The organism is Tepidimonas ignava, assembly GCF_004342625.1.
Classification (GTDB): Bacteria; Pseudomonadota; Gammaproteobacteria; order Burkholderiales; family Burkholderiaceae_C; genus Tepidimonas; species Tepidimonas ignava.
In genome coordinates, this window is the sequence record NZ_SMAH01000005.1 from 116,421 (window position 1) to 142,916 (window position 26,496).

Sequence of the window (26,496 nt, forward strand, 5' to 3'; positions counted from 1 at the left end):
TGCCGACAGATGGCCACGTCGCGCTACCGCCCAAGCACTGGCTGGGCCACAATGCGGTCATGGACACGCCCGCACAACCTTCCCCCCGCATCGCCCTGGTCACGGGCGCCGGCAGCGGCATCGGGCGCGCTTGCGCGCTGGCGCTGCTGGCCGATGGCTGGACGGTCTGGTTGGCCGGCCGGCGCATGGCCGCGCTGCAAGACACGGTGACCCAGGCTGCCCACAGGCACGGCGCGGCCGCCGCCGCGCGCGCCCACCCATGGCCAGCCGACGTGGGCCAGCCCGATGAGGTCGAGCGCCTGTTCGCCGCCATCCGCAGCACCCACGGGCGGCTGGACCTGTTGTTCAACAACGCCGGCATCTTCACCCCCGCGGCCACGCCCGACGCCACCACGCTGGACGATTGGCAGCGCAGCGTGCAGACCAACCTCCATGGCGCGTTTTACTGCCTGCGCGCTGCGTTTGCGTTGATGCGCACGCAGTCGCCACGGGGTGGGCGCATCATCAACAACGGCTCGATCTCGGCGCACGCGCCACGGCCGGGCTCGATCGCGTACACCGCCACCAAGCACGCCATCACGGGCCTGACCAAGGCGGCGGCGTTGGACGGGCGGGCCTTCGACATCGCGGTGGGGCAGATCGACATCGGCAACGTGGCCAGCGACATGACGGCCGCGATGGCGCAGGGCGTGCTGCAGGCCGATGGCAGCGTGCGCCCCGAAGCCCGCATGGACATGGACGCCGTGGTGCAGACCTTCATGACGATGGCCCGGCTGCCGCTGGAGGCCAACGTGCTGTTCGCCACCGTGATGGCGACCAAGATGCCCTTCGTGGGGCGGGGTTAGCGGCGCGTCAGCGCCGGAAACGGCGGCAGCGCCGGGGGGGTGGTGGGGGCTGGTGGCGGCGCCGTGGGGTCCAGCACGACGCGGTCGCGTCCCCCATGCTTGGCCGCGTACAGCGCGCGGTCGGCGCGTTGCAGCAGGGCATCGGAATCTTCAGCCGGCAAGGCCACGGCCGCCCCGATGCTGACCGTCACCGTCCGCACCGTGCCGTCGGGCAGTGCGTAGGGCTGCCGGGCCACTTCGTGGCGCACGCGCTCGGCCACAGCCTGCAGTTGCTCGCGGCTCACCTGCGGCAGCACGGCGGCAAACTCTTCGCCCCCCAGCCGGCCCAGCACATCGCTGGGCCGCAGCGCCGCGCGGCAACGTTGCACGAAGGCGATCAGCACGGCGTCACCGGCGGCGTGGCCGTGGGTGTCGTTGACATCCTTGAAGTGGTCCAGGTCCAGCATCAACAGGCCCAGGCCCGCACCACTGCGGCGGTTGCGCTCGACTTCACGCTGCACCTGCTCGATGAACAGGCGCCGGTTGGCCACCCCGGTCAGCGCATCGTGGGTGGCCACGCGTTCCAGCTGCGCGCGCAGCTCGATGTCGGTGGTCACATCGATGGCGTTGCCCACCACGGCCTGCAGGCGACCATCGTCATCGAACGCCGGGGCCAGCACGCTGCGGTGGTAGCGGATGCTGCCGTCGCGATGCCAGACACGGTAGGTCAGCGGCGGCAGCACGCGCCGCTCGCGCAGCGTGCGTGCCAAAAAATCCTCGCACAGCGGCACGTCCTCCGGGTGCACGAAGGGGCGGAAGTCGCGCCCCATGACCTCGTCAGGGGGGTGTCCCAACAGGGCCTGCCAGCTGGGCGAAACGTAGGTCAGCCGCCCCGCCGGGTCGATGGTGTACAGGATCGACTGCGCGTGTTCGGTCAGCAGACGGTGGCGGCGCTCCGCGGCCTGCAGTGACAACACCAGTCGGTGGCGGGTGTTGATGTCTTGGTCGCATCCCTGCAGCCCGACGGGGCGGCCTTGGGCATCGCGGCGTAGCACGACGGTGGTGCTGACCCACACCGGTTCGCCCTGCGCGGTGACGACCAGGTTGGGCCAGCGCACCAGCGGCCGCCCCGTGCGCAGCACGTCGGCCAGCCGCTGGGCCAGCGCGTCACGGTGGTCGGCGTCACGGGTGTCGGCCACCCGCCGCACCCCCACCAAATCGGTGGCGGCCACCCGCATCAGGCGCGCCGCGGTGTCGTCCACGCGTGTGAACACGCCGCGCGTATCGGCTTCCCACAGCGCCACACGCGCCGCTTGCAGCACCTGCGCGACGGTCTGGGAGACGTGCTGTTGCTGCGTCAGCGCTTCGGTGGCGGCCCCACAGTCGCGCTGGGCGCGTCGCCACTGCGCCACGGCCCACGCGGCCAGCGCCCACCCCAGCACCAACAACGCGGTCGCCAGCACGGCCACGGCGATGGGTATCGTCACGCTGCACTCCCCCAAGGGCGGCCGTTGGTGCTCAGCCGCTCAGCCTCGGTGTCGGGCCAACGCGTTGGCCCGACACCCTCGTGGTGCGTGTTGTAACACAGCCCAGACGGAACTGGGGATAACGCGACCCCAGGTCGGCGCGGCGGCGTGGCCGCCACTACGACAGCGGCAAGGCGCTGGTGCACTTGATTTCGTCCAGGCACACGCTGGAGCGCACGCCGTTGACCCCGGGCAGTTGCGCCAGGGTGCCCAGCAAAAAGTCCGACAGCGCCTTGAGGTCGCGCGCCACGACCTTGAGCACGTAGTCGAAGTCGCCGGTGACGGCGTAGCACTCCTGCACCTGTTGCATGCTGCGCACCAGCTCGCGAAAGCGGTCCACCTCGCGGATGTGGCCGCGCTCCATCGTCACGTGCACGAACGCCGTCACCCCCAGCCCCAACCGCGCGGCGTCCAGCCGCGCCTCGTAGCGGCGGATGTAGCCCAGCTCCTCCAGCCGGCGGTGGCGCCGGTTGCACTGCGCCGGCGACAGGTGCACGGCCTCGGCCAAGGCCTGGTTGGTCATGCGGCCGTCTTCCTGCAGCCGGGCCAGGATGCGGCGGTCGGTGGCGTCGATCGGGTCGGCGTGCAACATCATCGCATCAACTAAACAGAAGGCGCAATATCGTTGCACAACGCAGGGTTTTCCGCAAGGCACGATGCAAACCCATTGTGCCCGCGCGGGCATAAGCTGCGGGTTTTCAATCGCAACACTGCAGGAGTCGCGACCATGGCCGACCTTTTCGACAACCCGATGGGCTTGTGCGGGTTTGAGTTCGTCGAATTCGCCGCCCCCACCCCGGGCGTGCTGGAGCCGCTGTTCACGGCGCTGGGCTTCACGCTGGTGGCGCGTCACCGCTCCAAGGACGTGGAGCTGTGGCGCCAAGGCGGCATCAACTTCATCATCAACCGCGAGCCCAAGAGCTTGGCTTACTACTTTGCGCAGGAGCACGGCCCCAGCGCCTGCGGCCTGGCGTTTCGCGTCCGGGATGCGCACAAGGCCTACGACCGCGCGCTGGAGTTGGGCGCGCAGCCCATCGACATCCCCACCGGCCCGATGGAGCTGCGCCTGCCCGCCATCAAGGGCATCGGCGGCGCGCCGCTGTACCTGATCGACCGCTTCGAAGACGGCAAGAGCATCTACGACATCGACTTCGAGTTCCTGCCTGGCTTCGAGAACCCGGCCAACCGCCACCCGGTGGGCCACGGCTTCAAGCTGATCGACCACCTGACGCACAACGTCTACCGCGGCCGCATGGCCTACTGGGCGCAGTGGTACGAGCGGCTGTTCAACTTCCGCGAAATCCGCTACTTCGACATCCAGGGCGAGTACACCGGCCTCAAGAGCCGGGCGATGACCGCGCCCGATGGCCTCATCCGCATCCCGCTCAACGAAGAGGGCGGCTCCGGCGGCAACGGCCAGATCGAAGAGTTCCTGATGCAGTTCAACGGCGAAGGCATCCAGCACATCGCGCTGCTGACCGACGACATCCTGGCCAGCGTCGACGCGCTGCAAATGGCCGGCGTGCCGCTGATGGATGCCCCCAACGACATCTATTACGAGATGCTGGAGGAGCGCCTGCCGGGCCACGGCGAGCCGGTGGCCGAGCTGCAAGCGCGCGGCATCTTGCTCGACGGCAACACCACGGGCGGCGACAAGCGGCTGCTGCTGCAAATCTTCAGCCGCCCGGTGCTGGGGCCGGTGTTTTTCGAGTTCATCCAGCGCAAAAACGACGAAGGCTTTGGCGAAGGCAACTTCAAAGCCCTGTTCGAGAGCCTGGAGCGCGACCAAATCCGCCGCGGCACCCTCAAGGTGCAAGCCGCAACCGCTTGACCCCTCACGAGGATCACGACGATGACCAAGCTCGAAGGCGCCGCCCTGACCGCCGCCCTGGCCCAGGTGCCCGCGTGGATGTTCGATGCCCAGCGTCACGCCATCCGGCGCGCGCTGCGCTTGGCGGACTTCAACGCCGCCTTTGGGCTGATGACACGCGTGGCCCTGGAGGCCGAACGCCGCAACCACCACCCGGAGTGGAGCAACGTCTACGACCGGGTGGACATCGTGCTGACCACCCACGACGCCGGCGGCCTGACCGAGCGCGACATCGCGCTGGCGCGCTTCATCGACGCGGCCGCGGTGGCCTTGGGCGCGCGCGACGCCTGATGCCGCGCCCCCACGAGGAGACCCACCATGGACACCCCCCAAACCGCCCTGCACGGCTGGGCGGCGGGCGAGGCTGGCCGCCCAGCCAGCCCCGACTGGACCATCCCGCAGCGCTGGGAAACCTACACGCCCGAAGAACACGCCACCTGGGCCACGCTGTACCGCCGCCAGATGGCCCTGCTGCCCGGGCGGGCGTGCGACGCCTTCATCGACGGCATGCGCCGCCTGCCCATCGAGCCCGACCGGATTCCGAACTTCGAGCAACTGTCCGAGGTGCTGATGCGCCACACCGGCTGGCAGGTGGTGGCCGTGCCGGGGCTGGTGCCCGACGACGTCTTTTTCGACCACCTGGCCCACCGGCGTTTTCCGGCCGGCCAATTCATCCGCCGCGCCGACCAGCTCGACTACCTGCAAGAGCCCGACGTCTTCCACGACGTGTTCGGCCACGTGCCCATGCTGATGCACCCGGTGATGGCCGACTTCATCCAGGCTTACGGCGTGGGGGGCTTGCGCGCGCAGCGCCTGGGCGCGCTGGAGATGCTGGCGCGCGTGTACTGGTACACCGTCGAGTTTGGGCTGGTGCGCGAGCACGGCGCGCTGCGCATCGTTGGCGCGGGCATCGTCTCGTCGGCGGCCGAAAGCGTCTTCTGCCTGGACTCGACCTCGCCGCACCGCATCGGCTTTGCGCTGCCGCGCGTGATGCGCACGCGCTACCGTATCGACGACTTCCAGCAGACCTACTTCGTGCTCGACCGCCTGCAAGACCTGCTGCGGCTGGCCGAGATCGACTTCGCGCCGCTGTACCAGCAGGTGGCGGCTCTGCCGGCGCTGGCGCCCGACGCGGTGTTGCCTGACGACGACGTCATCACGCGGGGCGATGGCCACCACCATCGCGCACGCCAAGCGCAACCGGCCTGACCCCCACTCCCCCGCTTGGGGGAGTGCGCCCGCGCGCGCGGCTGTTGCACAATCGCCCCATTGCGAACACCGCTTCGGCAAAGGGCCCCCATGGCATCCGTCAACAAAGTCATCCTCGTCGGCAACTGCGGCCGCGACCCCGAAATCCGCTACCTGCCCTCCGGCCAGCCGGTGGCCAGCGTCAGCATCGCCACCTCCAGCCGGCGCAAAGACCGCAACACCGGCGAAGTCGTTGAAGACACCCAGTGGCACCGCGTCACCTTCTACGACCGCCTGGCCGAAATCGCCGGTGAATACCTGAAAAAAGGCCGCCCCGTGTACGTGGAGGGGCGCCTCAAGTACGGCAAGTACACCGGCCAAGACGGCATCGAGCGCAACACCGTGGACATCATCGCCACCGAGCTGCAGTTGCTGGGCAGCCGCGAAGGCGGCAGCGCCTCGATGGACGATGGCAGCGCGCCCGCCCCACGCGCCGCCGCACCCGCCCGAGCCCCGGCCGCCCGTCCCGCCCCCGCCACCCCGGCGCCGGCCTCCAGTGGGTTCGAGGACATGGACGACGACATACCCTTCTAGTGCCGACCGGGTAGCGACCCAGCCAGGGCCGGGCCCGCGATCGAGGGCCGGCCGTCGTCGAGCCGCGTGCGCCGCCGCCCTGCAGGGGCTGCCGGCCCCACGGCGCCGTCCAGCCGCGCGCGCTCGGGGTGGGACAATCACCCCCATGAAGACCATACGACTGCATGAGGGCAAAGAGCGCTCGCTGCTGCGTGGCCACCCCTGGGTGTTCGACACGGCCATCGCGCGCGGGCGCGCCGACCTGGGCGAGACGGTGCGCGTGGAAGCGGCCGACGGGCGCTTCCTGGCCTGGGGGGCGTACGCACCGGCGTCGCGCATCCGCGTGCGGGCCTGGAGCTGGGACGAAGCCGAGCGCATCGACGCCGCGTTTTTCGAGCGGCGGCTGCGCGCCGCCATCGAGCTGCGCGCTCGGCTGGGCATCGACAGCGACGGCGTGCGCCTGGTGCACGGCGAGTCCGATGGGCTGCCCGGCCTGATCGTGGACCGCTACGCCGACGTGCTGGTGGCGCAGTTTGGCGCCAGCGGCGTGGAGCGGCACAAGGCCTTGCTGGCCGACACCCTGCTGCGGCTGACCGGCCTGGCGCGGTTGTACGAGCGCTCCGACGCCGGCGTGCGCCAACGGGAGGGCTTGCCCGCCGTGACCGGCTGGTTGCGCGGCCAGGGCGGCACCGAAGTGACGATACGTGAGCACGGCTGGCGCCTGACGCTGGACGTGGCCAGCGGCCACAAAACCGGCTACTACCTGGACCAGCGCGACAGCCGCCGCGCCTGCGCGGAATGGGTGCGCCGCTTGGGCTGCGCCGAGGTGCTCAACGCCTACTGCTACACCGGCGGCTTCACGGTGGCGGCGCTGGCGGGCGGCGCGCGGCACGTGGTGTCGGTGGACTCCAGCGCCCCGGCGTTGCAGCGGGCGCAGCAGCACGTGCAGCTCAACGGCCTGGACCCCACGCGTTGCACCTGGGTGGACGCGGACGTCAACGCCACGCTGCGTGCCTACCTGGCCGAGGGGCGGCGCTTCGACATGATCATCCTGGATCCCCCCAAGCTCGCGCCCAGCGCCGCGCACCTGGAGCGCGCCGCGCGCGCCTACAAGGACGTCAACCGCCTGGCGTTCAAGCTGCTCAACCCCGGCGGGGCGCTGCTCACCTATTCGTGCTCCGGCGCGGTGAGCGTGGAGCTGTTCCAAAAAATCGTCGCCAGCGCCGCGCACGAAGCCGGCGTGCGCGCGGCCATCCTGCAGCGCCACAGCGCCGCGCCGGACCACCCGGTGGCGCTGGCCTTCCCGGAGGGCGAGTACCTGAAGGGCCTGCTGGTGGTGCGGACGTAGTGTTGCATGCAGGCAACACAGGCGGCCCGCGGCGGGCCCCAAAACTGGGCAGCCGCGCCGCTTTCTGGTGAAATATGCACCAGCTTCCCCCATGGAGGCCGCGCTGGCGGCGCCGGCGCCTTCCCAACCCTCTAGGACAACCCTTGGAGAGCTCTGTATGAAAAAGACCCTGATTGCCCTGGCGGCCGTGGCAGCCACGGGCGCTGCGTTTGCCCAGTCGTCGGTGACGCTGAGTGGCGTGATCGATGCCGGCTTCGAGAAAAGGTTCTCGGGCGATCCGTTCAAGATGACGCCGAACCGCAATGGCACCAGCAACTGGACGCTGAGCGGTACCGAAGATCTGGGCGGCGGCTTGAAGGCCAACTTCTCCATCTCGACGTCGTTCAACTCGGATGATGGTACGACGGCGGGCAATGTGCTGGGCAACAACGGCATGTTCGTCGGGTTGACAGGCGGCTTCGGTACCGTCCGCATGGGCCGCCCCGTCAACACGCTGTATGGCAACGCGTTGCTGGCCAACGGCACGAAAGGCGTTTCGTTCTACGATGCCAATGCAGTTCTGGGTGGCAACGCCACTGCGTCTGCCAAGGTCGGCGGGGCTTCGAGCAGTGTGTTCGTTTCCAATGCCATCCAGTACCACTCGCCCCGTTTCGGTGGTGTGCAGGTGCAAGTCGAGTACGCGCCGCGTGAAGTCAAAGGGTCCGGTACGGCCGATGGTTTCGGCTTGGCCGTTCGCTATGACGAGGGTCCGCTGGCGCTGAGCTTCGTCAACTACAAGGGTGCGGACTCGAATGCTGACGGTGTGAAGCAAAAGGCCGTGAACCAGTTGGCGGCCGCGTACGACTTTGGCGTCGCGCGCGTGCTGTTTACGTGGCGCGACCAGGGCGGCCTGCCCAGCAACAGGGACAACTCCTACGCGCTGGGCGTGACGGCCCCGGTCGGGCCTGGCAGCCTGTACGCGTCGTACAACGTGAACGAGCAACCTGGCACCGACGGCCGCACCCTCATCGCGGGCTACAAGTACAACCTGAGCAAGCGGACCCAGATGTACGTCAACGTTGCGAACCGCAACAAGGCGTGGCTCGGCGGTGTGCCGCTGCCCGCGAGCAACCCTGGGACCATGCCTAACAAGTCCACCACTGGCTTCGGCTTTGGCTTGCAGCACAGCTTCTGATCCCGGCTAGCGCTCGGTCGAAGGAAGAGCCACCGCTTGTGCGGTGGCTCTTGTTGTTTTCCGGCAACGGACGGGGTCGTTTTTGCCGCCGGAGCCCGGTGCGGGTTTATACTGACACAGCTGTGTAACCGTGGCATGTGTCCACACAGAAAGGAAGTTTCATGAAAAAGTCTCTTGTTGCGCTGGCCGTGCTGGCCGCTTCGGGCGCTGCGATGGCGCAGTCCAGTGTTCAGGTCTATGGTCTTGTTGACTTGGTATTGCACAAAGACAAGAATAAAGCCGCTGCCCTTACGAGTGGCGGCGTCAATGGTAGCCGCTGGGGTCTGAAAGGTTCTGAAGATCTCGGTGGTGGTCTGAAGGCCAACTTCTTGCTGGAGCAAGGTTTCAATGCCGACGACGGTACGGTTAGCGGGGCCGGTTTCGGCCGTCAGGCATATTTTGGGCTCTCGGGTGGTTTTGGTGAAGTCAAGCTGGGCAAGATCTGGACCGCGTACGACGACATCAGTGGCGCCACCGACGCGGCGTTCAACGCCATCGTTTTGAGTCCGGTGTGGTTGATTTTCCAAAGCCAGTACGGCTACACCTATAACCCCAACAACGGCATTTACTATGCCACGCCGTCGTTTGGCGGTTTCAGCGGTGCGGTCAGCACCAACCTGCGCGAAGGCGTGGCCAACACCCGCGTGTCGGCCTTCCACGTCAAGTACGAAGGCGGCCCGCTGTTCGTCGCGCTGGGTTATCAGGATGACGAGCAGAAGAACGAGAAGTACACCCGCATCGGCGCGTCCTACGACCTGGGCGTGGCCAAGCTGCTGGGCACCTACGGCCGCGCCAAGAACGCGGATGTGGATGAATGGTCGGTCGGTGCGGACGTGCCGGTGGCCTCGAACCTGGTGGTGTCGGTGGGCTATGCGCGCAGCAAGCAAGATGGCATGAAGGCCGAGCAAGGCTGGAGCTTGGCGGCTGCCTACGCTCTGTCCAAGCGCACCACTGCGTACGCTGGCTACTTCGATGCGAACAAGGCTGCGGTGATGGGGCGTGCCGGCGCGCCCGACAGCCGCTTCGGCGTTGGTCTCAAGCACACGTTCTGAGCCCATACACTCCCAAGGGTTGTGACCGCTGGCGGGAAACCGCCAGCGGTTTTTTTTGATGCGCCGCTTGCAAGGTTGACATCGCGCCGGCGGTGACCACGGCCAGTCCGGGGCGTCCTGACCCGCCCGTAGGGTAGGCGCTGGGGCAACCCAGCCCGCGGTCGCCTGCCGGTATCCTTACCATGGCATGATACGACTGCTTCCGTGCCTGTGCACGACCAACCCAAGGCCATGCCCGCTCGCCGCAAACTCCCCATCGGCATCCAAACCCTGCGCGACATCCGCGATGGGGGCTACTACTACGTCGACAAAACGCCACAGGTAGCACGGCTGGCCGACAGCGGCAAGTACTACTTCCTCTCGCGCCCGCGCCGCTTTGGCAAGTCGCTGCTGATCGACACCATCGCCGAGGCCTTTGCCGGCCAGCGAGCTTTGTTCGAAGGCGGCCAAGCCGCCGTGGCGCTGGGGGTGGACCCGGCGGTGGCCAACCGCCCGCGGCTGTTTCTCGCCGACCACTGGGACTGGGGCCGGCGCCACCCGGTCGTTCGCCTGAGCTTTGCCGAAGGGCGCTTGAGCGAGCCCGACGCGCTGTTGGCCCACATCCACGACCAGCTCAGCACCAACGCCGCGCGGCTGGGGGTCGTCATTCCCGAGCCGCCGACCGACCCCCACATCCGCTTCGGGCACCTGATCACCCGCGCCGCCGAAGCCCACGGCCAGCAAGCGGTGGTGCTGGTCGATGAGTACGACAAACCGATCCTCGACAACCTCGAAGCGCCCGAAGTGGCCCGCGCGATGCGCGAGGGCTTGCGCAACCTCTACTCCGTCATCAAAGGGCGCGATGCCGATGTGCGCTTTGCGATGTTGACGGGCGTGTCCAAGTTTTCCAAGGTGTCGATCTTTTCGGGTCTGAACAACCTGTACGACCTGACCCTGGATCCGGCCTATGGCGCGCTGTGCGGCTACACCGAAGAGGACCTGGACACCGTCTTTGCGCCGGAGTTCGAAGCCGCGGCCGCTGAGGGCCAGCCCCTGGACCGAAGTGAAGTGCGCCGTTGGTACAACGGCTACGCCTGGGGGCCGACGGCGGTCTACAACCCGTTTGATGTGCTGTTGCTGCTGCGCATGCGCGAATTTCGCGCGCACTGGTTCGAGACCGGCACGCCCACGTTCCTGGTGCAGTGGCTCAAGCAGCGGGGTTTTTTCACGCCGCGGCTGGAGCAGCTGTGGGCCAGCGAGGCGCTGCTGAGTGCGTTCGATGTCGAGCAAATCGCACCCGAAGCGCTGCTGTGGCAGACCGGCTACTTGACCATCCGCGGCGTGGAGCAGTACGGACGGGTGGCGGAGTACATCCTGGCGGTGCCCAACCTCGAGGTGCGCGCGGCGCTCAACGAGGCGTTGCTGCAGGCCTGGCATCCGCAGCCGCAAGCCTCGCCAAGGCGCGCGCTGTACCGCGCGTTGGCCAGCGCCGACGCGCAAGCCTTACGCGCTCACTTCGAGCGGCTGTTCGCCTCCATCCCGCACGACTGGTACCGTGCCAACCCGATCGCGCAGTACGAGGGCTACTTTGCCAGCGTCTGCTACAGCCACTTGGCCAGCCTCGGGGTGGAGATCATCGCCGAAGACGTCAGCAACGAAGGGCAGTGCGACCTCACGGTCAAGCACGCCGGCACCGCGTGGGTGTTCGAATTCAAGGTCGTGGACGGCGACCAGGGCACGGGCGAGGCGCTGCGGCAGCTGCAGGCCAAGGACTACGCAGCCAAGCACCGCGGCGCGCCGGGCGTGGAGCGTGTGATCGAAGTCGGCGTGGAGTTCAGCCGCAGCAAGCGGCAAATCGTGGGGTGGGACGTGCGGGTGGGGTGAGCGCGGCGCCACGCGGGGGCCAACGGGGCGTGGCGTTCACCGCGTCGGTCGGGTCGCTGGCAGGGGCTGACGCCAAGCCAGCGCCAGCCACAGCGTGGCCAACGCGGCGCCGCTGGCCAGCACCGCCCCCGGGCCGCCGTGGCGGGCCAGCCAGCCGCCCAGCGCGCCGCCGGCAAACAGGCCCAACGACTGCAGGGTGTTGTACACGCCCAGCGCCGCCCCACGTGCTTCCGCGGGGGCCAGGCGCGACACCAGGCTGGGCTGACTGGCTTCGAGCGTGTTGAAGCCGACGAAAAACACCATCAACCACCCCGTCAGGGCCGCCAGCGTGGCGCCGTGCATGTGCGACCAGGCCAGGCCGAGCTGGGCGGCCAGCAGCAGGCCGATGGCTGTGCGCAGCACCGCGCCCAGGTGGCCGCGGCGTTCCAACCGAAACAGCAACCCGCCCATGATGGCCAGCGACACCGCCAGTGCCGCCAGGTAAACCTGCCAATGTTGGCCTTGCGGCAAGCCCGCCTGCACCAGCAGCCCCGGCACCGTGACCCACATGGCCATCTGCAACGTGTGCAGCGCCAGCACCCCGCCATCCAGCCGCAGCAGCGCGGGGTGGGTCAGCACGGTGCGCCAGCCGCCGGTTCCTCGTGTTGCGGCCGGCCGCGCGGGCTCAGGGGGCACTACCCAAGCCACGGCGGCCATGCCCGCCAGGGTCAGCAGCGCGGTCAGCACGAACAGACCATCCAGGCCGATGCCGGCGGCCAGCGGCGGCGCCACCACCAGCGACAGGGCAAAGCTCAGCCCAATGCTGGCGCCCACCAACGCCATCGCCTTGGTGCGTACCGCGTCGCGCGTGAGGTCGGCCAGCAGCGCCGTGACCGCCGCGGAAATGGCCCCCGCGCCTTGCACGGCGCGCGCCAGCGTCAGCCATGCCAGCGTCGGCGCCCACGCGGCCAGCAGGCTGCCCGCGGCGAACAGCGCCAAGCCCAGCAGGATGACGGGTTTGCGCCCGTAGCGGTCGGATGCCCAGCCCAGCGGGATTTGCAGCACCGCCTGCACCAGGCCGTAGATGCCCATGGCCAGCCCGACGCGGGCGGGGTCGTCGCCGCCCGGCAGCCGCGCGGCTTCCAGCGCAAAGACCGGCAGCACCAGAAACAGCCCCAGCATGCGCAGCGCGAACACGCCCGCCAGCGCCACGCTGGCGCGGCGTTCGGCGGGCAACATGCGGTGGGAGGCGGCGGCGGTTTCGTCGGTCACGGGGGCGGTGGCGCCTGCGGTCATGGCACAACAACGTCAAGCCAAAGCCCGCATTGTGCCGCAGCGCCGTTACTCCCCACGGTTCACCCCGAGTTGGCTGCGGTCTTTGATGGCGCTGCGGTACGCGCCGCAGCCGAGGATGAGTCCATTGGGCAGCGGCACCACGTACGACGACTTGGCGCGCACCTGGCCGGTGACGGGGTTGACGATGTTGTACTCGACCCAGCCGCCACCTTGCTGCACGCGGTAACGTACGTCTTCCATGAACTGCTCGGCGTCGATGCCAGGGGCGTCGTGCACGCGGGTGCCCACCTTGGCGCGGTCCAGACCCATCACGCGGTAGGTGCCGGCCTCATCAAGCACGAAGATGTACAGATCCCGGTCGACGAAGGGGCCGCCTTTGTCATGGAAGTCCTCGGCCGCGCGCTCGTAGCCCACCGCCTGGATGTGTTGCAGCGCCTTTTGCACCAGTTGATACGCTTCGTCCGCGGTGCCCTGGCGCAGCTTCATGTGGTGCACGGCTTCGTCCAGGTCGCGCGTGCGCTCCATCAAGCGGTTGGCGCGGTGGGTGGTGCGCTCCACCATCGCGGAGTTTTCGTAGGTGACTTTGTCGAGGTCGCCCACCGCCGCGACCACTTCGCTGAGCGCCGTGCTTTGCTGGCGGCTGGCGTCGGCCATCTCGCCGATGCGCGCGGCGATGTCGCGGATGCCGCGCACCAAGGCTTGCATGGCGTCGTTGACGCTGGCGATCTCGGTCACCGTGCTTTGCACACGCTCGGCCGACTCGGCGATGAGCTGGCGCACTTCGTTGGCGGCTTCCTGGCTGCGCTGCGCCAGGCGCCGCACTTCGCTGGCCACGACGGCAAAGCCCCGGCCCGCTTCACCCGCGCGCGCGGCCTCCACGGCGGCGTTGAGCGCCAGGATGTTGGTCTGAAACGCAATGCCGTCGATGGTGCCGATGATTTCGGTCATGCGCTGCGACGTGGCTTGCAGCGACCCCAACCCCCCCATCGTGTGCTGCATCAGGGTGCTGGCGCGCTCGGTTTGGCCGTTGAGGTCCGCCGTCAAGTGCCGGATGTCTTCAGCGGCGCTCGCGTTGGTCTGCACCGTTTCGGCCACCGCCCGCACGTTGCTGGTGGCTTGCTCCAGGCTGGCGGCCTGGCTTTGCGTGCGCTCGGCCAACTGCTGGCTGTCGTGCACCAGTTGCAGGCCTACGTGGCCCAGCACCGCCGCCGCGCTGCGCACGTCGGCCACGAGTTCCGACAGGTGCTGCAGCATGTTGCGCAGGCGCTGGCTCATGTCGGCCATTTCGTCACGGCCTGGCAGCACCGCGTCGCCGGTGAGGTCGCCTTCGGCCGCGCGGTCGATGGCGTCGTTGAGGTGCTTGAGGCCCCCCACCGTGGCGCGGTAAAACGCCACCATGCCGTAGGCAAGCACCAGCAACACCAGCACACAGCCCGCTGTCACCAACGTGATGTCGCGCTGCAGCGCGGCCGTGCGCGCCGCCCACTGCGCGTCCAGCGCTTCGCCCAATTCGTCTTCGAGCGCGCGCTGCGCCTGCAGGGTGCGTGTGGCGAGTTCGTAAAAGTCCTTGGCGTCCACCGTCATCGCCGCGGTTTTGAGGTGCGCGGCGGTGGTGCGGATGAGCTCGTCGCTGCTACTGCGAAAGGCCGACCAGCCGGCTGGCGGCGCAGCACCGTGGCGCTGCAGAGCTTCGACGCGCTCTTGCAGCGCGGGCAGCAGGGCTTCAATTTGGTCCGCGGCGCTGGCCTGGCGCACCATGTTGGAGATGATGATGGCGTCGGTCATCGCGTCCGGGTGCAGCAGCATGGCGGTGGCCCGACCGCGCAGAAGGCTTGCCAGCTCCCCCACCGGCGGCAGCCCTTCGTAGGCCAGCGTTGCGCGGTGCGCCGCCAGCGCGTCGGCGTCGCGCTGCACCCCCGTGGCGTCGGCGATCCAGCCCGCCAGCCGTTGCAGCCGCGCCAGTTGCTGTGTGGCGTCGGCGTGTCGCACGGACGGCGGGCGCTGCGCATCCTGCAGCAGCGCCTGCAGCTGCTCGCGCACCGGGTTCCACAGGCCGTCGGTGTTCCACTCCGGGTGCTCGGCCAGCAGCGTGCCAAGCTGCTGCAGCGCCTGCAGGCTGCGCTGCTGGGCTTCTTTGGCCGGGGCTTGGAAGGCGGTCTGCCCCGCTGCGGCCACGTCGGCGGCGTCGCGCCAGTCTTGGAGGGCGTGCACGAGCGTTTGGGTGGCGCGCACGGCCTGCAACCCCGACCGCGCCGCCTGTGTGGTGCGCAGGCCGCGCCAGCTGTCCATCACCAGCAGCCAGGCCACGATGGCCAGCGGCACCGCCACCACGGCGGCCATGCCCAGCATCTTGGCCGGCATCGACAAGCGCTGCAGCAGCGCCACCGCAGGGTAAAACATATCTTTGCGCATGACCGTTAGTATCGGGCATCGGCCAAGCCCGGCTCAGCCGGGAAAACACCAAGCGCTGTCGCCGACCGGATCGCGACCAGCATGGACGCTGGCAAAACAAGGCCCTCAGGGCACGTCGGGGTGCGCACAGGCTGGGGGGCTGCGTTGCCGGCTCAGGCGGCCAGCGCCGCGCGCATCTGGTCGATGACGGCCTTGTAGTCGGGCTTGCCAAAGATGGCGCTGCCGGCCACGAAGGTGTCGGCGCCCGCGTCGGCCACGCGGCGGATGTTGTCGGCTTTGATGCCGCCGTCCACCTCCAGCCGGATATCTTTGCCGCAAGCGTCGATGCGGCGACGCGCCTGTTCGACCTTGCGCAGCGCGCTGTCGATGAAGCTCTGGCCGCCGAAGCCCGGGTTGACGCTCATGATCAGGATCAGGTCCAGGTCGTCGATGACCCAGTCGAGCACGTCCAACGGTGTGGCCGGGTTGAACACCAGCCCGACTTGGCAGCCGCGCGCCTTGATGGCCTGGATGCTGCGGTGCACGTGGGTGCTGGCGTCGGGGTGAAAGCTGATCAGGTCGGCACCGGCGTCGGCAAACATCTGCGCCAGCGCGTCCACCGGTTGCACCATCAGGTGCACGTCCAGCGGCACCGCACGCCCCTCCGGCGTGACGCAGTGGGGCTTGAGCGCCTGCGCCACCGCCGGCCCGATGGTCAGGTTGGGCACGTAGTGGTTGTCCATCACGTCGAAGTGGATCCAGTCGGCGCCGGCGGCGATGACGGTGCGCACTTCCTCGCCCAAGCGGGCGAAGTCGGCCGACAGGATGGAGGGGGCGATGCGGTAGGCGGGCATGGCAGGCTTGCGGTGGTTGGGAAACTTTATTACAGCCGCGATTGTCGCAAGAAGCCAATGACCGTGCATCATGGTACAAACCCCGCATGACCGACCAGCGCGATATTCAGCTTGAGCCAGTACCCGAGGCGGTGCTGTGGGCGCCGACAGAGGGCGATATTGCCCAGTGCAACCTGTGGTTGAAGGGGGTGGCGGGCTGGCTGCGGGCCGCGGGCAACGTTGCGCACAGCCGGCGTCGCTTCGAGGCCTGGGTGCAGCAGTTGCAGCAGCAACCCGAGGCGGCCCGAGCGCTGCGTGCCTGGTGGGGGCGCTGGGTGGCCGAGGTTGAGCTCGATGTGGTGCTGGCCGAGGCGGGTGTGGCACAGCGCTGGGAGTTTTGGTCCGAGCTGGGGCGGCGCGTGCGCGCGCGTCTGCTGCCGGTGGCGCCCACCACGACCAATGCGCTGGTGCTGCTGCCCTGGGTGTTTGACGACCCGCGTGATACCCGCTGGTTGTTGGCGCTGCCACGTACGGCGTTGCAGCAACTGGTGGCCATGTTGCACGGCGCTGAGTCGCCGGTGTCTGCTCAGGGGTGGCGTCAGGTGGTGTGGCGCGCGTTGCAGCGCTGCATCGTGCACCTGGCGGCGGGCGCCATGGAGCCAGAGTTGCGCATGCGCATGTCGCCGCCGGCGCGCGAGGCGGTGCTGTGGGGTGATTGGCCCCGCGTGTTGCACCAAGCCCAGCAAGCGTTGCAGCAGGCACCGGCTGGCCAGCAGCTCACGCCCGCCGCGCTGGAGGAGCTACGGCAAGCCATCGTTTCGGCACGCCATGCGGCGTACACGGCGTACGCGCACCTGGAGGAGCATGGCGTTTCGACGGTCGTGGTGTTTCGCTTGCGTCAATTGCGCCAGTACTCGATGCGTGCCCAAGAGTTGCTGCGCGTGCTGGGCAGCCCGCAGCCGGCACGGGCGCTGCAACATATGCTCGCCAGACTGGTGGCGCAGGCACACGACACTCGCTCGGTGCGGGCGTTGCTGGCGCAGACGTCGCAAATGTTGGCCGAACGTGTGTCGCAGCGCAGCGCCGAGACGGGCGAGCACTACATCACCCGCAATGCTGCCGAATACCGGGCGATGTTGCTGCGTGCCGCCGGCGGTGGCGCGGTGCTGGGGCTGACGACGTGGTGCAAGTTTGCACTGGGTTCGCTGGGGTTGGCTGCGTTCTGGGCGGGGTTGGCCGCGGGCATGAACTACGCGTTTTGGTTTGTGGTGATCATGCTGTTGCACCTGACCGTGGCCACCAAACAGCCCGCCATGACGGCACCGGCGATGGTCAAGCGCCTCAAGGCCCTGCACAGCCGCGAAGCGGTGCTGCGCTTTGTGGACGAGGTAGCGCACTTGGTGCGCTCGCAAGCGGCGGCGGTGCTGGGCAACGTGCTGGCGGTGGTGCCCGCGGTGCTGCTGTTGCACATGGCCAGCGTGGCGTGGTGGGGGCAGCCCATGATCGACACCGCCGTGGCCAACGAGGTGGTGGCCAAGCATCAGCTGTGGGGGCCGACGCTGCTGTACGCCGCAGGTACGGGTGTGTTGTTGTTTGTCAGCAGCCAAATTGCGGGCTGGGTGGAAAATGCTTTTGTGGTGCACCGGCTGCACGATGCGTGGATGCACCACCCAGGCTGGATCCGCTGGCTTGGGGCGGCGCGTGCGCGGCGCTGGGCGCTGTGGCTGCGCGGCCACGTGTCGGGCTTGGCGGCCAACATTTCGCTGGGCTTGCTGCTGGGGCTGGTGCCGGTGGTGCTGCAGTTTTTTGGTCTGCCGTTTGATGTGCGGCACGTCACCCTGGTGACGGGGCAGTTGACCGCCGCGCTGGCCTCGATAGGCCCAGAGGCCTGGGGGCGCCTCGATGTGTGGTCGGCCGTGGCGGCGACGCTGCTCGTGGGGCCGATCAACGTCGCGGTGAGCTTTTACCTGGCGCTGCGGCTGGCCATGCGGGCGCAAAATGTCAACGCGGTCAACCGTGGCCGCATCATGCAAGCGCTGCGGCACCGTTGGCGGCGCGCGCCGTGGAGTTTTGTGTGGCCGCCCAAGGTGGTGGCAGGGGCGCCGAGTGAGCGAGTTTGATCTGATCGCGCGCCACTTTTGGCGCCCTACGCAGGGGCAGTCGGGTGTGCTGCTGGGCAATGGTGATGACTGCGCGTTGCTGGCACCGGCGCCGGGCATGGCGCTGGCGGTCAGCTGCGATATGCTGGTGGCGGGGCGGCATTTTTTGCCCGATGTGGATCCGCAGGCGCTGGGGCACAAGGCGCTGGCGGTCAACCTGAGCGACCTGGCGGCGATGGGTGCGCGCCCGCTGGCATGCACGCTGGCACTGGCCTTGCCGAGCGTGCCCGACGAGGCCTGGCTGGCGGGCTTGGCGCGGGGCTTGCTGGCGTTGGCCGACGCGCACGGCTGCGCGCTGGTGGGCGGGGACACGACGGCGGGGCCGCTCAACCTGTGCCTGACGGTGCTGGGCGAGGTGCCGCCGGCGCACGCCAGCCGCCGCAGCGCCGCACAGCCCGGCGATGACGTATGGGTGAGCGGCGCCTTGGGCGAAGCGCGCCTGGGGCTGGCGCTGCTGCGCGGCGAGTTGGACCTGCAAGGCCCGGGCACCGAGGCCGCGCGCGAGCACCTGTTGCGGCCCCAGCCGCGCGTGGCGCTGGGGCTGGCGCTGCGCGGACTCGTGCACGCCGCGGTGGACGTCAGCGACGGCCTGCTGGCCGACCTGGGGCACATCCTGGCCGCGGCGGGCGTGGCGGCGCAGGTGGACGTGGACGCGCTGTTGACCCACGCCGTGCCGCCCGCGGTGCGCGCGCTGCCGCCGGCCACCGCCCTGACGTACGCGCTGGCTGGCGGGGACGATTACGAATTGGTGTTCACCGCCGACCCCGCGCAGCGCGAGGCGGTGCTGGCCGCCGCGCGGCGCGCTGGCACGCCGGTGGCGCGCATCGGGCGCATCGTGCCAGGGGCGCCGGCGGCGCACCCGCTGGCCGACGGCGCGGGGCGCGTGCAACTGGTGGACGGTGGCGGAGCCCCATACACCTTGCCGGCCGGCGTGCGGCTGGCGGGGTTTGACCACTTCGCTACCATAGAGCCATGAGCACCTTTGCCGCCCCCGCGCCCGAACAGGCCCACCCCGCCGCTGAGGACACGCCCCGCCCGGCGGCCTCGGTGGTGCTGTTGCGCGACAGCCCAGCCGGGCTGGAGGTGTTGCTGCTGCGTCGCGCCGGCGGCGCGCGCGAGCTGGGCGGGATGTACGTTTTTCCCGGGGGCAAGGTGGACCCCGACGACGCCGACGAGCGCTGGCGCGGCTGGCTGGGCGCGGACGACACCACGCTGCGCGCGCGCCTGGGCGAGCCGGGGCTGGACGCGGCGCTGGCACGCGCCCTGTACGTGGCGGCGGCGCGCGAGCTGCGCGAGGAGGCCGGTGTGGCGCTGCCAGGGGCGCAGACCTTGCGGCCGTGGGCGCGCTGGATCACGCCGCGCAACCCGGTGGTGGGGGCGCAGCGTTTTGACACGCGGTTTTTTCTGGCGCGGCTGCCCGCCGGAGCCGAGGTGCAGCGCGACACCTTCGAGACCACCGCGGCGTTGTGGACCACGCCGCAGCAGGCGCTGCAGCGCTACTGGGCGCGCGAGTTGGAGCTGATCCCGCCGCAACTGATGGGGCTGGCACACTTGGCGCGCCACGCCACCGTGGACAGCGTGTGGGACGAGGCGGGCCGGCGCATGCCACCGTGCGTGGAGCCGGTGCAGTTTCGCGACGGTGAGCACCGCGCGATGTGCTACCCCGGCGATCCGCAGCACCCGGTGCGCGAGCGCGCCTTGCCTGGGCCGACACGGCTGCGATTGGTCGACGGGCGCTTCGAGCCGTACGACGGCTGGCAGGGGTGGTGGGCATGAGCGCGCCGCGTGACGAACCGCTGCCCTGGCCGGTGCCGTCGGCGCGTTTCATGCTGGCGCGCCTGTCGCACCTGGTGGCGTTGGGCTTTGGGGCGGGCTTGGCGCGCATCGCGCCGGGCACCGTGGGCACGCTGTGGGGCTGGGCGGCGTTCGTGGTCATCGACGCGCTGGCGGCGCCGGGCGACTTCGGGTGGGCCGTCATCATCGCCGCGGCGCTGCTGCTGGGGTGGTGGGCGGCCACGGCCACCGCGCGCCGCACCGGCATCGCCGACCCCGGCTTTGTCGTCATCGACGAGATCGTGGCCATCTGGCTGGTGCTGTGGGTGGCGGCGCCGCAGGGGCTGCTGGGGCAGGCGGTGTGCTTTGGGCTGTTTCGGCTGTTCGACGCGGCCAAGCCCGGGCCGGTGGCGTGGGCGGACCAAGCGTTCAAGGGGCCCGGCTGGCGTGGCGGCTGGGGCGTGATGTTCGACGACCTGGTGGCCGCGGGCTGCACGCTGCTGGCGCTGGCACTGTGGCGCCACCTGGTGGGAGGGGGTTGAGGGTGGCGCAGGCCGGGTCAGCGCTGTGGTTGCCGCACGACGTGTGGGGGCTGGTGGACGCGCTGGCCGATGCGCTGCGCGCGCGCGGCTGGCGCATGGCCAGCGCGGAGAGCTGCACCGGCGGGTTGGTCGCCGCGGCGTGCACGGCGCGCGCCGGCTCCAGCGACTGGTTCGAGCGCGGCTGGGTCACCTACGCCAACGCGGCCAAGGTCGAGGAGCTTGGCGTGCCGGTGGCGCTGCTGGACGCGCACGGCGCCGTCAGCGAGCCGGTGGCGCGCGCCATGGCGGCCGGGGCGGCGCAGCGGGCGGGGGTGCCTGCGGCGTTGGCCATCACCGGCATCGCTGGCCCCACGGGGGGCAGCGCCGCCAAGCCCGTCGGCACGGTGTGGCTGGGCTGGAGCGTCGCCGGTGCGCTCCAAGCGCAGTGCCACCGCTTCGACGGCGACCGAGCGACGGTGCGGGGTCAGGCCGTGGCGGCGGCCTTGGCAGGGCTGTTGCAGCGGCTGTCAGCCGCCGGTTGACGACCGGGCGCCGTCAGGCGCCGCAGCACTTTTTGTACTTCTTGCCGCTGCCGCACGGGCACGGGTCGTTGCGGCCAGGCTCGGGCGCCTTGCGCATGGTGGGCACCGGCGGCCCCAACTCCTGGCTGATGTCGTGCAGCGTGTAAGCGGCCCACACCGCCGCGGCCAGCGCGTCCAGCCGCGCCGCCGAGTAGCCCACGGGGCCGTCCTCGTCGTCCGGCAGCGGGGTGCCGGTGTCGTCTTGCAGCAACGCCATGATGTCGCGCAGCGCCGCTTCCCAAGCGTCGGCCAGTTCACGCTCGCGCGGCGTTTTCCAGTCGTCGGGCCACGCGGCCACCGCGTCGAGAAAGCCGACGGCCCAGTACTGGCCGATGGGCGGCAGTGTGGGGCCGACTTCCTGCTCCATCGCGGCGCGCTGCTCGGGCGGCAACTGCGCCGCCCAGCCGCGCAGGTCTTGCCACGCGGGCTGCAGCGTGCGCGGGTCGTCCAGCGTGTCCACCGGGGCCTGCAGTGCCTCGGCGATCTCGTGCTGGCGGCGCTGCCACAGCTGCACAAAGGTTTGCAGCTGCGCGTCGTCGCGGAACTGCGCGGCGCCAAAGCCGGGCGGGCCGCCGGGCTCGTGGCCAAACAGCACGGGGAAATATTCGCTCGGCGCCGGCCTGCGGCGGCCGCACAGCAGCGCGGTCAGAAAGCCGTCGCAGTACTCCCAATCCTGCGGCAAGCCGGCGTCGGGCGCGCGCGCGTCCAGGTCCAGCAAGATCTCGTTGAGGGTGTCGTAGTCGGCGTCGGCCAGGGGGGCGGAGGTATCCATGGTGGCAGTGTAGCGTGGCCGGTTGCGCGCCGGGTTAGACTGGCGCCATGGAGCCTGACCAGGACCTGTTGGCCCAAGGGCCGGCCCCGCTGCCGGCGGCGGCGCTGCGGCTGCGCGTCGACCCCGCGGCGCTGGGGTTTGAAGACACCGACGAGCTGATCGGCGAGCCGCTGCCCTGGATTGGGCAGGAGCGCGCGCAAACCGCGGCGCGCTTTGGGTTGGCGCTCGATCAGCCACGCCACCACCTGTTCGTGCTGGGCGAGGTGGGCACCGGCCGCGCCACGCTGCTGCAGCAGGAAATGCGCGCCGTGGCCGCGCAGCGCCCGGTGCCGCCGGACCTTTGCTACCTGCACAACTTCGAAAACCCGCAGCAGCCGCGGGCGCTGCGCCTGCCGGCGGGGCAGGGGCGGGCGCTGCGCCAGCGCATGCAGGAGCTGGTGCGCACGCTGCAGGCCGACATCCCCAAGCGCCTGAGCGAGCCCAGCTTCAAGGCGGCGCTGTCGGCGCTGGAGAAAAACTACGCCGACCGCGAGGCGCAGGCCTACGCGGAGCTGGCGGCGTTTGCACGCCAGCGTCACTTTGCGCTGCGCCGCGAAGGGGGGCAGCTGATCTTCACGTTGATCGACGAGCAGGGCGAGCCGCTGGCGGCGGAGGACCTGGCGGCGCTGGACGAGGCGCACCGGCGCGCCTACGACGACGGCGAGCGCGAACTGCGCGCCGAGATCCTGCGCTTTCTGGAGGTGACCGCGCCGCTGGAGCGTGCGCTGCGCGAGGGCGTCGAGGCGCTGCGCCGCCAGGCCGTCAAGCCGCTGCTGGAGCGCGAGCTGGGGGCGGTGCGCCAGGCGCTGCGCAAGCAGTTCAAGGACGCGCGCAAGCTCAACCAATGGCTGGATGGCATCGCCACCGACGTGCTGGACAACCTGGCGTTGTTCGAGCCCGGCGACGCCGAGGACGAACCCGAGCGCAAGGAGGCGCTGGAGCGGTGGCTGCAGCGCTACCGCGTCAACCTGGTGGTGGACAACGCCGACACCCAGGGCGCGCCGGTCATCGTCGAGAACAACCCACTGTACCGGCCGCTGTTTGGCAGCATCGAGTACCAGACCGACAACGACGTGCTGGTGACGGACTTCAGCCGCATCCGCGCCGGCAGCTTGCTGCGCGCGCACGGCGGCTTTTTGATGCTGCACCTGCGCGACCTGGTGGCCGACGAGCTGGTGTGGGAAAAACTGCGCCGCTTTTTACGCAGCGCGCGACTGCAGATCGAAGAGCCGGGCACGATGTTTTCCGCGCTGGCCACCACCTCGCTGGAGCCGGAGGCGGTGGACGTGGACGTCAAGATCGTGCTCATCGGCACGCACGAGCAGTACTACGCGCTGCAGGAAGGCGACCCGGAGTTCGCGCGCCACTTTCGCGTCAAGGTGGACTTTGCCGACAGCTTCAAGGCCAACGCCGACACCTGGCGCGCCACCGGGGTGTTCGTGGCGCACACGGCGCAGCGCCGTGGTCTGCCGGCGTTCACGGCCGACGCGGTGGCTGCGCTGATCGAGGACAGCCACCGCGAGGCCGAAGACCGCACGCGCCAAAGCGCCGTGTTTGCCCGCACCGAAACGCTGGTCATTGAGGCCGCGCAGCACGCCCGCGCGCGCGGGGCGCGGCGCGTCGAGCGCCGCGACGTGCAGCAGGCCATCGCGGCACGCAACCGCCGCCACGACGGGCCCGACGAGCGGCTGCGCGCCGCCATCGCCGAGGGCGACCGCGTCGTGCACCTGAGCGGCGCGCGCATCGGCCAGCTCAACGGCCTGTCGGTCATCGACCTGGGCGACTACCGCTTTGGGCTGCCCATGCGCGTGGCCGCGCGCACCGTGCCCGGCACCGAAGGTCTGCTCAACATTGAGCGCGAGGTGGGCTTTTCGGGCCCGATCCACGACAAGGCGGTGCTGATCCTGCACAGCTACCTGTCGGCGCTGCTGGCGCCGTTGGCCCCGCTGGCGCTGAGCGCCTCGATCGTGTTCGAGCAAGAGTACGCCGGCGTCGAGGGCGACTCGGCCTCGTGCGCGGAGTTTTTCGCGCTGTTGTCGGCGTTGAGTGGCGTGCCGCTGCGCCAAAGCATCGCGGTGACCGGCGCCATCAACCCCTTTGGCGAGGTGCTGCCCATCGGCGGCGTCAACGAAAAGATCGAGGGATTTTTCCGCGTCTGCGCCGCGCATGGTCTGGATGGCTCGCACGGCGTCATCATCCCGGCGCGCAACCGCCGCCACCTGGTGCTCGACGACGACGTCTGCATGGCGGTCGAGCGGGGGCTGTTCCACGTGTGGGCCATCGACCACGTGGCCGAGGGCATGACGCTGCTGACCGGCGTGCCGTTTGGCCTGGACGACCCGCGCGCGGCCACCGCCCCGCTGGCCCCGGATGGCCAGCCGACCTACGCACCAGGCTCGGTGCTGGCACGCGCCGCCGAGACGCTGCGCGCCTACCGCCGCGCCTGCCTGCGCGCCGGCAACCCGCGCGCGTGGCGCGGGCGGGGGTGACCCCATCGCCCTCAGGCCCGCATCAACGCTTCGATCGCGTCGGCCTGCACCGGGACGTCGCGGGTGATCAGCTCGCAGCCGGTGTCGGTGACGATGGCGTCGTCCTCGATGCGGATGCCGATGTTCCAGTAGTCGCGGGGCACGTCGTCGGCGGGGCGCACGTACAGGCCGGGCTCGATGGTCAGCACCATGCCTGGGCGCAGGATGCGCGCGGGGCGGTTGGTGATGATTTCGCCACTGAGCGGGTCGCGGCGCTGGCTGGTGTGGCCGATGTCGCTGGGCTCGACGTAGCTGCCGACGTCGTGCACGTCCAGGCCCAGCCAGTGGCCGGTGCGGTGCATGTAAAAGCGAAAGTAGGCCCGCTGCTCGATGGCGTCGTCCACGCTGCCGACCTTGCGGCGGTCCAGCAGGCCCACCTCCAGCATGCCTTCGGTGAGCACGCGCACGGCGGCGTCGTGCGCGTCGGTGAAGCGCGCACCGGGGCGGGTGGCGTCGATGGCGGCTTGCTGCGCCGCCAGCACGATGTCGTACAGGCGTCGCTGGGCTGGGCGAAAACGCCCGTCGGCGGGGAAGGTGCGCGTGATGTCGCTGGCGTAGCCATCGAGTTCGCACCCGGCGTCGATGAGCACGAGCTCGCCGGCGCGCACGGGCGCGGCGTCGGCGCGGTAGTGCAGCACGCAGGCGTTGGCGCCGGCCGCCACGATGCTGCCGTAGGCGGGGTGTTGCGAGCCATGGCGGCGGAAGGTGTGCAGCAGCTCGGCGTCCAGGTGGTACTCGCGCACTTCGTCGCCGGCGCGCAGCCGCTGGGCGCACACCTGCATTGCGCGCACGTGCGCTTGGGCGCTGATGCGCGCGGCGCGGCGCATCACGTCAAGCTCGTGCGCGTCTTTGATGAGGCGCATCTCGTCCAGCAGGCTGCACAGGTCGCGCTGGGTGTCGGGGCACAGCACGCCGTAGCGCACGCGCGCGCGCACCCGTTGCAGCCAGCCGTCGATGCGCCCCTCCAGCCCGGGGTGGGTGGCAAACGGCCACCACACCGTGCGGCGGTTTTCCAGCAGCGCGGGCAAGCGCTGGTCGAGCTCGTCCACCGGGTAGGCCTCGTCCACCCCCAGCGCCGCCGGCGCGGCGGCGGGCCCCAGGCGGTAGCCGTCCCAGATTTCGCGCTCCAGGTCCTTGGGCTGGCAAAACAGGATGCTGCGCCCTTCGGCCGTGAGCACGAGCCAGGCGCGCGGCTCGGCAAAGCCGGTCAGGTAGTAAAAGTAGCTGTCGAAGCGAAAGAGGTATTCGCTGTCGCGGTTGCGCAGCCGCTCGGGCGCGGTGGGGACGATGGCGATGCCGCCCTCGCCCAGTTGGGCGGCCAGGCGCTGGCGGCGTTGCCCGTACAGGTGCACATGCGGGATGGGACTGGTCATGGCCCGATGATACGGGCCGGCGCGCCGCGTGTCGGCCGCGGGGTTACCGTGGGGGTGCGGCGTTGGCCTGCAGCTGAGCCAGGCGCTCGGGTGTGCCGACGTCGGCCCAGGTCCCGTGCCAGAGTTCGGCGGTGACGCGGCGCGCGGCCATCGCGCGGCGCAGCAGCGGCGCCAGCGGCGCGGCCACGCCGTGCGGGTTGCCAGCCGGGATGTCGCACCACGGCGGCGCGAACAGCGCCCGCTTGAACAGGCCGATGGCGGCGTAGGTCCAGCGCGGGCGCGGGTCGTCGGGGGGCAGGTCCAGCGCGTGGCCGTCGTCGTCCAAACCAAAGTCGCCGCGTGGGTGCTGCGGGGGGTTGGGCACCAGCCACAGGTGGGCCAGCGCCGCGCTGGCGGCGAAGCGCTGGCGGCGCGTGTCGTCGAACGCGAAGTCGGGCGCGTAGATGTCGCCCGCCACCACCCAAAAGACCTCGTCGAGCTGCGGCAGCGCCCGCGCGATGCCGCCCGCGGTTTCCAGCGCCGCGCCAAAGTCGCGGTCTTCCCTCGAGTAGCGTAGCGCCAGCCGGCCCCACGGGGTGTCGAGCGCCTCGCCCAGCGCCGCCGGGATGCGCTCGCCCAGCCACGCGGTGTTGATCAGCACCCGGCGCGCGCCGCCGCGCGCCAGCGCTTGCAGGTGCCACAGCAGCAGGGGTTGGCCATGCACGGGCAGCAGCGGCTTGGGCGTGTGGTCGGTCAGCGGCCGCATGCGCTGGCCACGCCCCGCGGCCAGCACCATGGCCGGCGTAGGCAGGGTT

Annotated in this window: 23 protein-coding genes; 15 read left to right on the top strand and 8 right to left on the bottom strand. The window is 70.0% G+C overall.

The features are described 5' to 3' along the window. Positions 1 to 59: 59 nt before the first annotated feature. Positions 60 to 845, top strand: coding sequence for an SDR family oxidoreductase (locus tag EDC36_RS05425; RefSeq protein ID WP_132962227.1), 786 nt, complete (start codon positions 60 to 62; stop codon positions 843 to 845). Here EDC36_RS05425 and EDC36_RS05430 read toward each other — a convergent pair. Both EDC36_RS05430 and EDC36_RS05435 read right to left on the bottom strand, forming a co-directional pair. After that, the gene (locus tag EDC36_RS05430) at positions 842 to 2,311 is read right to left on the bottom strand and encodes a sensor domain-containing diguanylate cyclase (RefSeq protein ID WP_165902820.1); all 1,470 of its coding nucleotides are present in this window, start codon (positions 2,309 to 2,311) and stop codon (positions 842 to 844) included. The two genes, EDC36_RS05425 and EDC36_RS05430, sit on opposite strands and share 4 nt — an antisense overlap. Before the next feature lie 157 nt (positions 2,312 to 2,468). Continuing rightward, complete coding sequence (locus tag EDC36_RS05435; RefSeq protein WP_132962229.1) at positions 2,469 to 2,942, bottom strand: Lrp/AsnC family transcriptional regulator; 474 nt, start codon at positions 2,940 to 2,942, stop codon at positions 2,469 to 2,471. A gap of 135 nt (positions 2,943 to 3,077) precedes the next feature. Here EDC36_RS05435 and hppD point away from each other — a divergent pair, with 135 nt between their 5' ends. The 8 genes from hppD (at position 3,078) to EDC36_RS05475 (ending at position 11,457) form a co-directional block, all read left to right on the top strand. After that, positions 3,078 to 4,181, top strand: coding sequence for a 4-hydroxyphenylpyruvate dioxygenase (gene hppD, locus EDC36_RS05440; RefSeq protein ID WP_132962230.1), 1,104 nt, complete (start codon positions 3,078 to 3,080; stop codon positions 4,179 to 4,181). A 21-nt stretch (positions 4,182 to 4,202) separates the two neighbouring features. Then, the gene (locus tag EDC36_RS05445; protein WP_132962231.1) at positions 4,203 to 4,511 is read left to right on the top strand and encodes a 4a-hydroxytetrahydrobiopterin dehydratase; all 309 of its coding nucleotides are present in this window, start codon (positions 4,203 to 4,205) and stop codon (positions 4,509 to 4,511) included. 27 nt (positions 4,512 to 4,538) lie between these two features. Further along, entirely contained in the window at positions 4,539 to 5,429 is an 891-nt protein-coding gene (gene phhA / locus EDC36_RS05450) for a phenylalanine 4-monooxygenase (protein WP_132962232.1), read from the top strand. Positions 5,430 to 5,519: 90 nt separating this feature from the next. Next, a complete protein-coding gene (locus tag EDC36_RS05455; protein ID WP_132962233.1) occupies positions 5,520 to 6,002 on the top strand; it encodes a single-stranded DNA-binding protein in 483 nt (160 codons plus the stop codon). 145 nt (positions 6,003 to 6,147) lie between these two features. Then, positions 6,148 to 7,329, top strand: a complete 1,182-nt coding sequence (locus tag EDC36_RS05460) for a class I SAM-dependent rRNA methyltransferase (RefSeq protein ID WP_132962234.1) — start codon at positions 6,148 to 6,150, stop codon at positions 7,327 to 7,329. A gap of 157 nt (positions 7,330 to 7,486) precedes the next feature. After that, complete coding sequence (locus EDC36_RS05465; RefSeq protein WP_165902821.1) at positions 7,487 to 8,503, top strand: porin; 1,017 nt, start codon at positions 7,487 to 7,489, stop codon at positions 8,501 to 8,503. Between the two features lie 161 nt (positions 8,504 to 8,664). Then, on the top strand, positions 8,665 to 9,594 hold the full coding sequence (locus EDC36_RS05470) for a porin (RefSeq protein WP_132962236.1): 930 nt from the start codon (positions 8,665 to 8,667) through the stop codon (positions 9,592 to 9,594). A 204-nt stretch (positions 9,595 to 9,798) separates the two neighbouring features. Continuing rightward, entirely contained in the window at positions 9,799 to 11,457 is a 1,659-nt protein-coding gene (locus EDC36_RS05475; protein WP_243646481.1) for an ATP-binding protein, read from the top strand. Positions 11,458 to 11,493: 36 nt separating this feature from the next. Here the strand turns inward: EDC36_RS05475 and EDC36_RS05480 are convergent, their stop codons facing one another. The 3 genes from EDC36_RS05480 to rpe all read right to left on the bottom strand — a co-directional run bounded on the left by EDC36_RS05480 (position 11,494) and on the right by rpe (position 15,977). Continuing rightward, entirely contained in the window at positions 11,494 to 12,675 is a 1,182-nt protein-coding gene (locus EDC36_RS05480) for an MFS transporter (RefSeq protein ID WP_132962297.1), read from the bottom strand. A gap of 102 nt (positions 12,676 to 12,777) precedes the next feature. Next, a complete protein-coding gene (locus tag EDC36_RS05485; RefSeq protein WP_132962237.1) occupies positions 12,778 to 15,132 on the bottom strand; it encodes a methyl-accepting chemotaxis protein in 2,355 nt (784 codons plus the stop codon). Positions 15,133 to 15,296: 164 nt separating this feature from the next. Beyond that, positions 15,297 to 15,977 carry a ribulose-phosphate 3-epimerase gene (rpe, locus tag EDC36_RS05490; protein ID WP_132962238.1) on the bottom strand — a complete coding sequence of 227 codons (681 nt, stop codon included), beginning with the start codon at positions 15,975 to 15,977 and terminating at the stop codon, positions 15,297 to 15,299. Positions 15,978 to 16,063: 86 nt separating this feature from the next. On the opposite strand from rpe, the gene EDC36_RS05495 reads away from it, so the two are divergent. From EDC36_RS05495 to EDC36_RS05515, 5 genes are read left to right on the top strand one after another with little or no spacing between them, the layout of a single operon-like run. Continuing rightward, on the top strand, positions 16,064 to 18,076 hold the full coding sequence (locus EDC36_RS05495; RefSeq protein ID WP_132962239.1) for a recombinase: 2,013 nt from the start codon (positions 16,064 to 16,066) through the stop codon (positions 18,074 to 18,076). Next, positions 18,063 to 19,091 carry a thiamine-phosphate kinase gene (thiL, locus tag EDC36_RS05500; protein WP_132962240.1) on the top strand — a complete coding sequence of 343 codons (1,029 nt, stop codon included), beginning with the start codon at positions 18,063 to 18,065 and terminating at the stop codon, positions 19,089 to 19,091. Before EDC36_RS05495 ends, thiL begins: the two co-directional genes overlap by 14 nt. Beyond that, the gene (locus EDC36_RS05505) at positions 19,088 to 19,891 is read left to right on the top strand and encodes an NUDIX hydrolase (protein WP_132962241.1); all 804 of its coding nucleotides are present in this window, start codon (positions 19,088 to 19,090) and stop codon (positions 19,889 to 19,891) included. The genes thiL and EDC36_RS05505 overlap by 4 nt, the downstream gene beginning before the upstream one ends. After that, positions 19,888 to 20,430: a phosphatidylglycerophosphatase A family protein gene (locus EDC36_RS05510; RefSeq protein WP_132962242.1), complete on the top strand. Its 543-nt coding sequence runs from the start codon at positions 19,888 to 19,890 to the stop codon at positions 20,428 to 20,430. The genes EDC36_RS05505 and EDC36_RS05510 overlap by 4 nt, the downstream gene beginning before the upstream one ends. Before the next feature lie 2 nt (positions 20,431 to 20,432). Continuing rightward, positions 20,433 to 20,951, top strand: coding sequence for a CinA family protein (locus EDC36_RS05515; protein ID WP_260680263.1), 519 nt, complete (start codon positions 20,433 to 20,435; stop codon positions 20,949 to 20,951). A gap of 13 nt (positions 20,952 to 20,964) precedes the next feature. Here EDC36_RS05515 and EDC36_RS05520 read toward each other — a convergent pair whose 3' ends face one another. Next, positions 20,965 to 21,762: a YecA/YgfB family protein gene (locus EDC36_RS05520; protein ID WP_132962243.1), complete on the bottom strand. Its 798-nt coding sequence runs from the start codon at positions 21,760 to 21,762 to the stop codon at positions 20,965 to 20,967. 47 nt (positions 21,763 to 21,809) lie between these two features. Here EDC36_RS05520 and EDC36_RS05525 point away from each other — a divergent pair, with 47 nt between their 5' ends. Then, positions 21,810 to 24,290 carry a Lon protease family protein gene (locus EDC36_RS05525; RefSeq protein ID WP_132962244.1) on the top strand — a complete coding sequence of 827 codons (2,481 nt, stop codon included), beginning with the start codon at positions 21,810 to 21,812 and terminating at the stop codon, positions 24,288 to 24,290. A gap of 11 nt (positions 24,291 to 24,301) precedes the next feature. Here the strand turns inward: EDC36_RS05525 and EDC36_RS05530 are convergent, their stop codons facing one another. Together EDC36_RS05530 and EDC36_RS05535 are read right to left on the bottom strand one after the other, a co-directional pair. Then, positions 24,302 to 25,702 (bottom strand): aminopeptidase P N-terminal domain-containing protein, encoded by a 1,401-nt coding sequence (locus EDC36_RS05530; protein ID WP_132962245.1) that lies wholly within the window; start codon positions 25,700 to 25,702, stop codon positions 24,302 to 24,304. 43 nt (positions 25,703 to 25,745) lie between these two features. Beyond that, positions 25,746 to 26,477, bottom strand: coding sequence for a nucleotidyltransferase family protein (locus EDC36_RS05535; protein WP_132962246.1), 732 nt, complete (start codon positions 26,475 to 26,477; stop codon positions 25,746 to 25,748). Positions 26,478 to 26,496 lie beyond the last annotated feature (19 nt).

What these genes read in the sequence shown, in the direction of transcription:
- EDC36_RS05460 (WP_132962234.1), top strand. Translation starts at nt 6,148, where the DNA reads ATGAAGACCATACGACTGCATGAGGGCAAAGAGCGCTCGCTGCTGCGT.
- EDC36_RS05465 (WP_165902821.1), top strand. Translation starts at nt 7,487, where the DNA reads ATGAAAAAGACCCTGATTGCCCTGGCGGCCGTGGCAGCCACGGGCGCT.
- EDC36_RS05485 (WP_132962237.1), bottom strand. Translation starts at nt 15,132, where the DNA reads ATGTTTTACCCTGCGGTGGCGCTGCTGCAGCGCTTGTCGATGCCGGCC.
- EDC36_RS05425 (WP_132962227.1), top strand. Translation starts at nt 60, where the DNA reads ATGGACACGCCCGCACAACCTTCCCCCCGCATCGCCCTGGTCACGGGC.
- phhA (WP_132962232.1), top strand. Translation starts at nt 4,539, where the DNA reads ATGGACACCCCCCAAACCGCCCTGCACGGCTGGGCGGCGGGCGAGGCT.
- EDC36_RS05495 (WP_132962239.1), top strand. Translation starts at nt 16,064, where the DNA reads ATGACCGACCAGCGCGATATTCAGCTTGAGCCAGTACCCGAGGCGGTG.
- EDC36_RS05525 (WP_132962244.1), top strand. Translation starts at nt 21,810, where the DNA reads ATGGAGCCTGACCAGGACCTGTTGGCCCAAGGGCCGGCCCCGCTGCCG.
- EDC36_RS05435 (WP_132962229.1), bottom strand. Translation starts at nt 2,942, where the DNA reads ATGTTGCACGCCGACCCGATCGACGCCACCGACCGCCGCATCCTGGCC.
- EDC36_RS05520 (WP_132962243.1), bottom strand. Translation starts at nt 21,762, where the DNA reads ATGGATACCTCCGCCCCCCTGGCCGACGCCGACTACGACACCCTCAAC.
- EDC36_RS05510 (WP_132962242.1), top strand. Translation starts at nt 19,888, where the DNA reads ATGAGCGCGCCGCGTGACGAACCGCTGCCCTGGCCGGTGCCGTCGGCG.
- EDC36_RS05480 (WP_132962297.1), bottom strand. Translation starts at nt 12,675, where the DNA reads ATGTTGCCCGCCGAACGCCGCGCCAGCGTGGCGCTGGCGGGCGTGTTC.
- EDC36_RS05470 (WP_132962236.1), top strand. Translation starts at nt 8,665, where the DNA reads ATGAAAAAGTCTCTTGTTGCGCTGGCCGTGCTGGCCGCTTCGGGCGCT.
- EDC36_RS05530 (WP_132962245.1), bottom strand. Translation starts at nt 25,702, where the DNA reads ATGACCAGTCCCATCCCGCATGTGCACCTGTACGGGCAACGCCGCCAG.
- hppD (WP_132962230.1), top strand. Translation starts at nt 3,078, where the DNA reads ATGGCCGACCTTTTCGACAACCCGATGGGCTTGTGCGGGTTTGAGTTC.
- EDC36_RS05455 (WP_132962233.1), top strand. Translation starts at nt 5,520, where the DNA reads ATGGCATCCGTCAACAAAGTCATCCTCGTCGGCAACTGCGGCCGCGAC.
- rpe (WP_132962238.1), bottom strand. Translation starts at nt 15,977, where the DNA reads ATGCCCGCCTACCGCATCGCCCCCTCCATCCTGTCGGCCGACTTCGCC.
- EDC36_RS05535 (WP_132962246.1), bottom strand. Translation starts at nt 26,477, where the DNA reads ATGGTGCTGGCCGCGGGGCGTGGCCAGCGCATGCGGCCGCTGACCGAC.
- EDC36_RS05505 (WP_132962241.1), top strand. Translation starts at nt 19,088, where the DNA reads ATGAGCACCTTTGCCGCCCCCGCGCCCGAACAGGCCCACCCCGCCGCT.
- EDC36_RS05445 (WP_132962231.1), top strand. Translation starts at nt 4,203, where the DNA reads ATGACCAAGCTCGAAGGCGCCGCCCTGACCGCCGCCCTGGCCCAGGTG.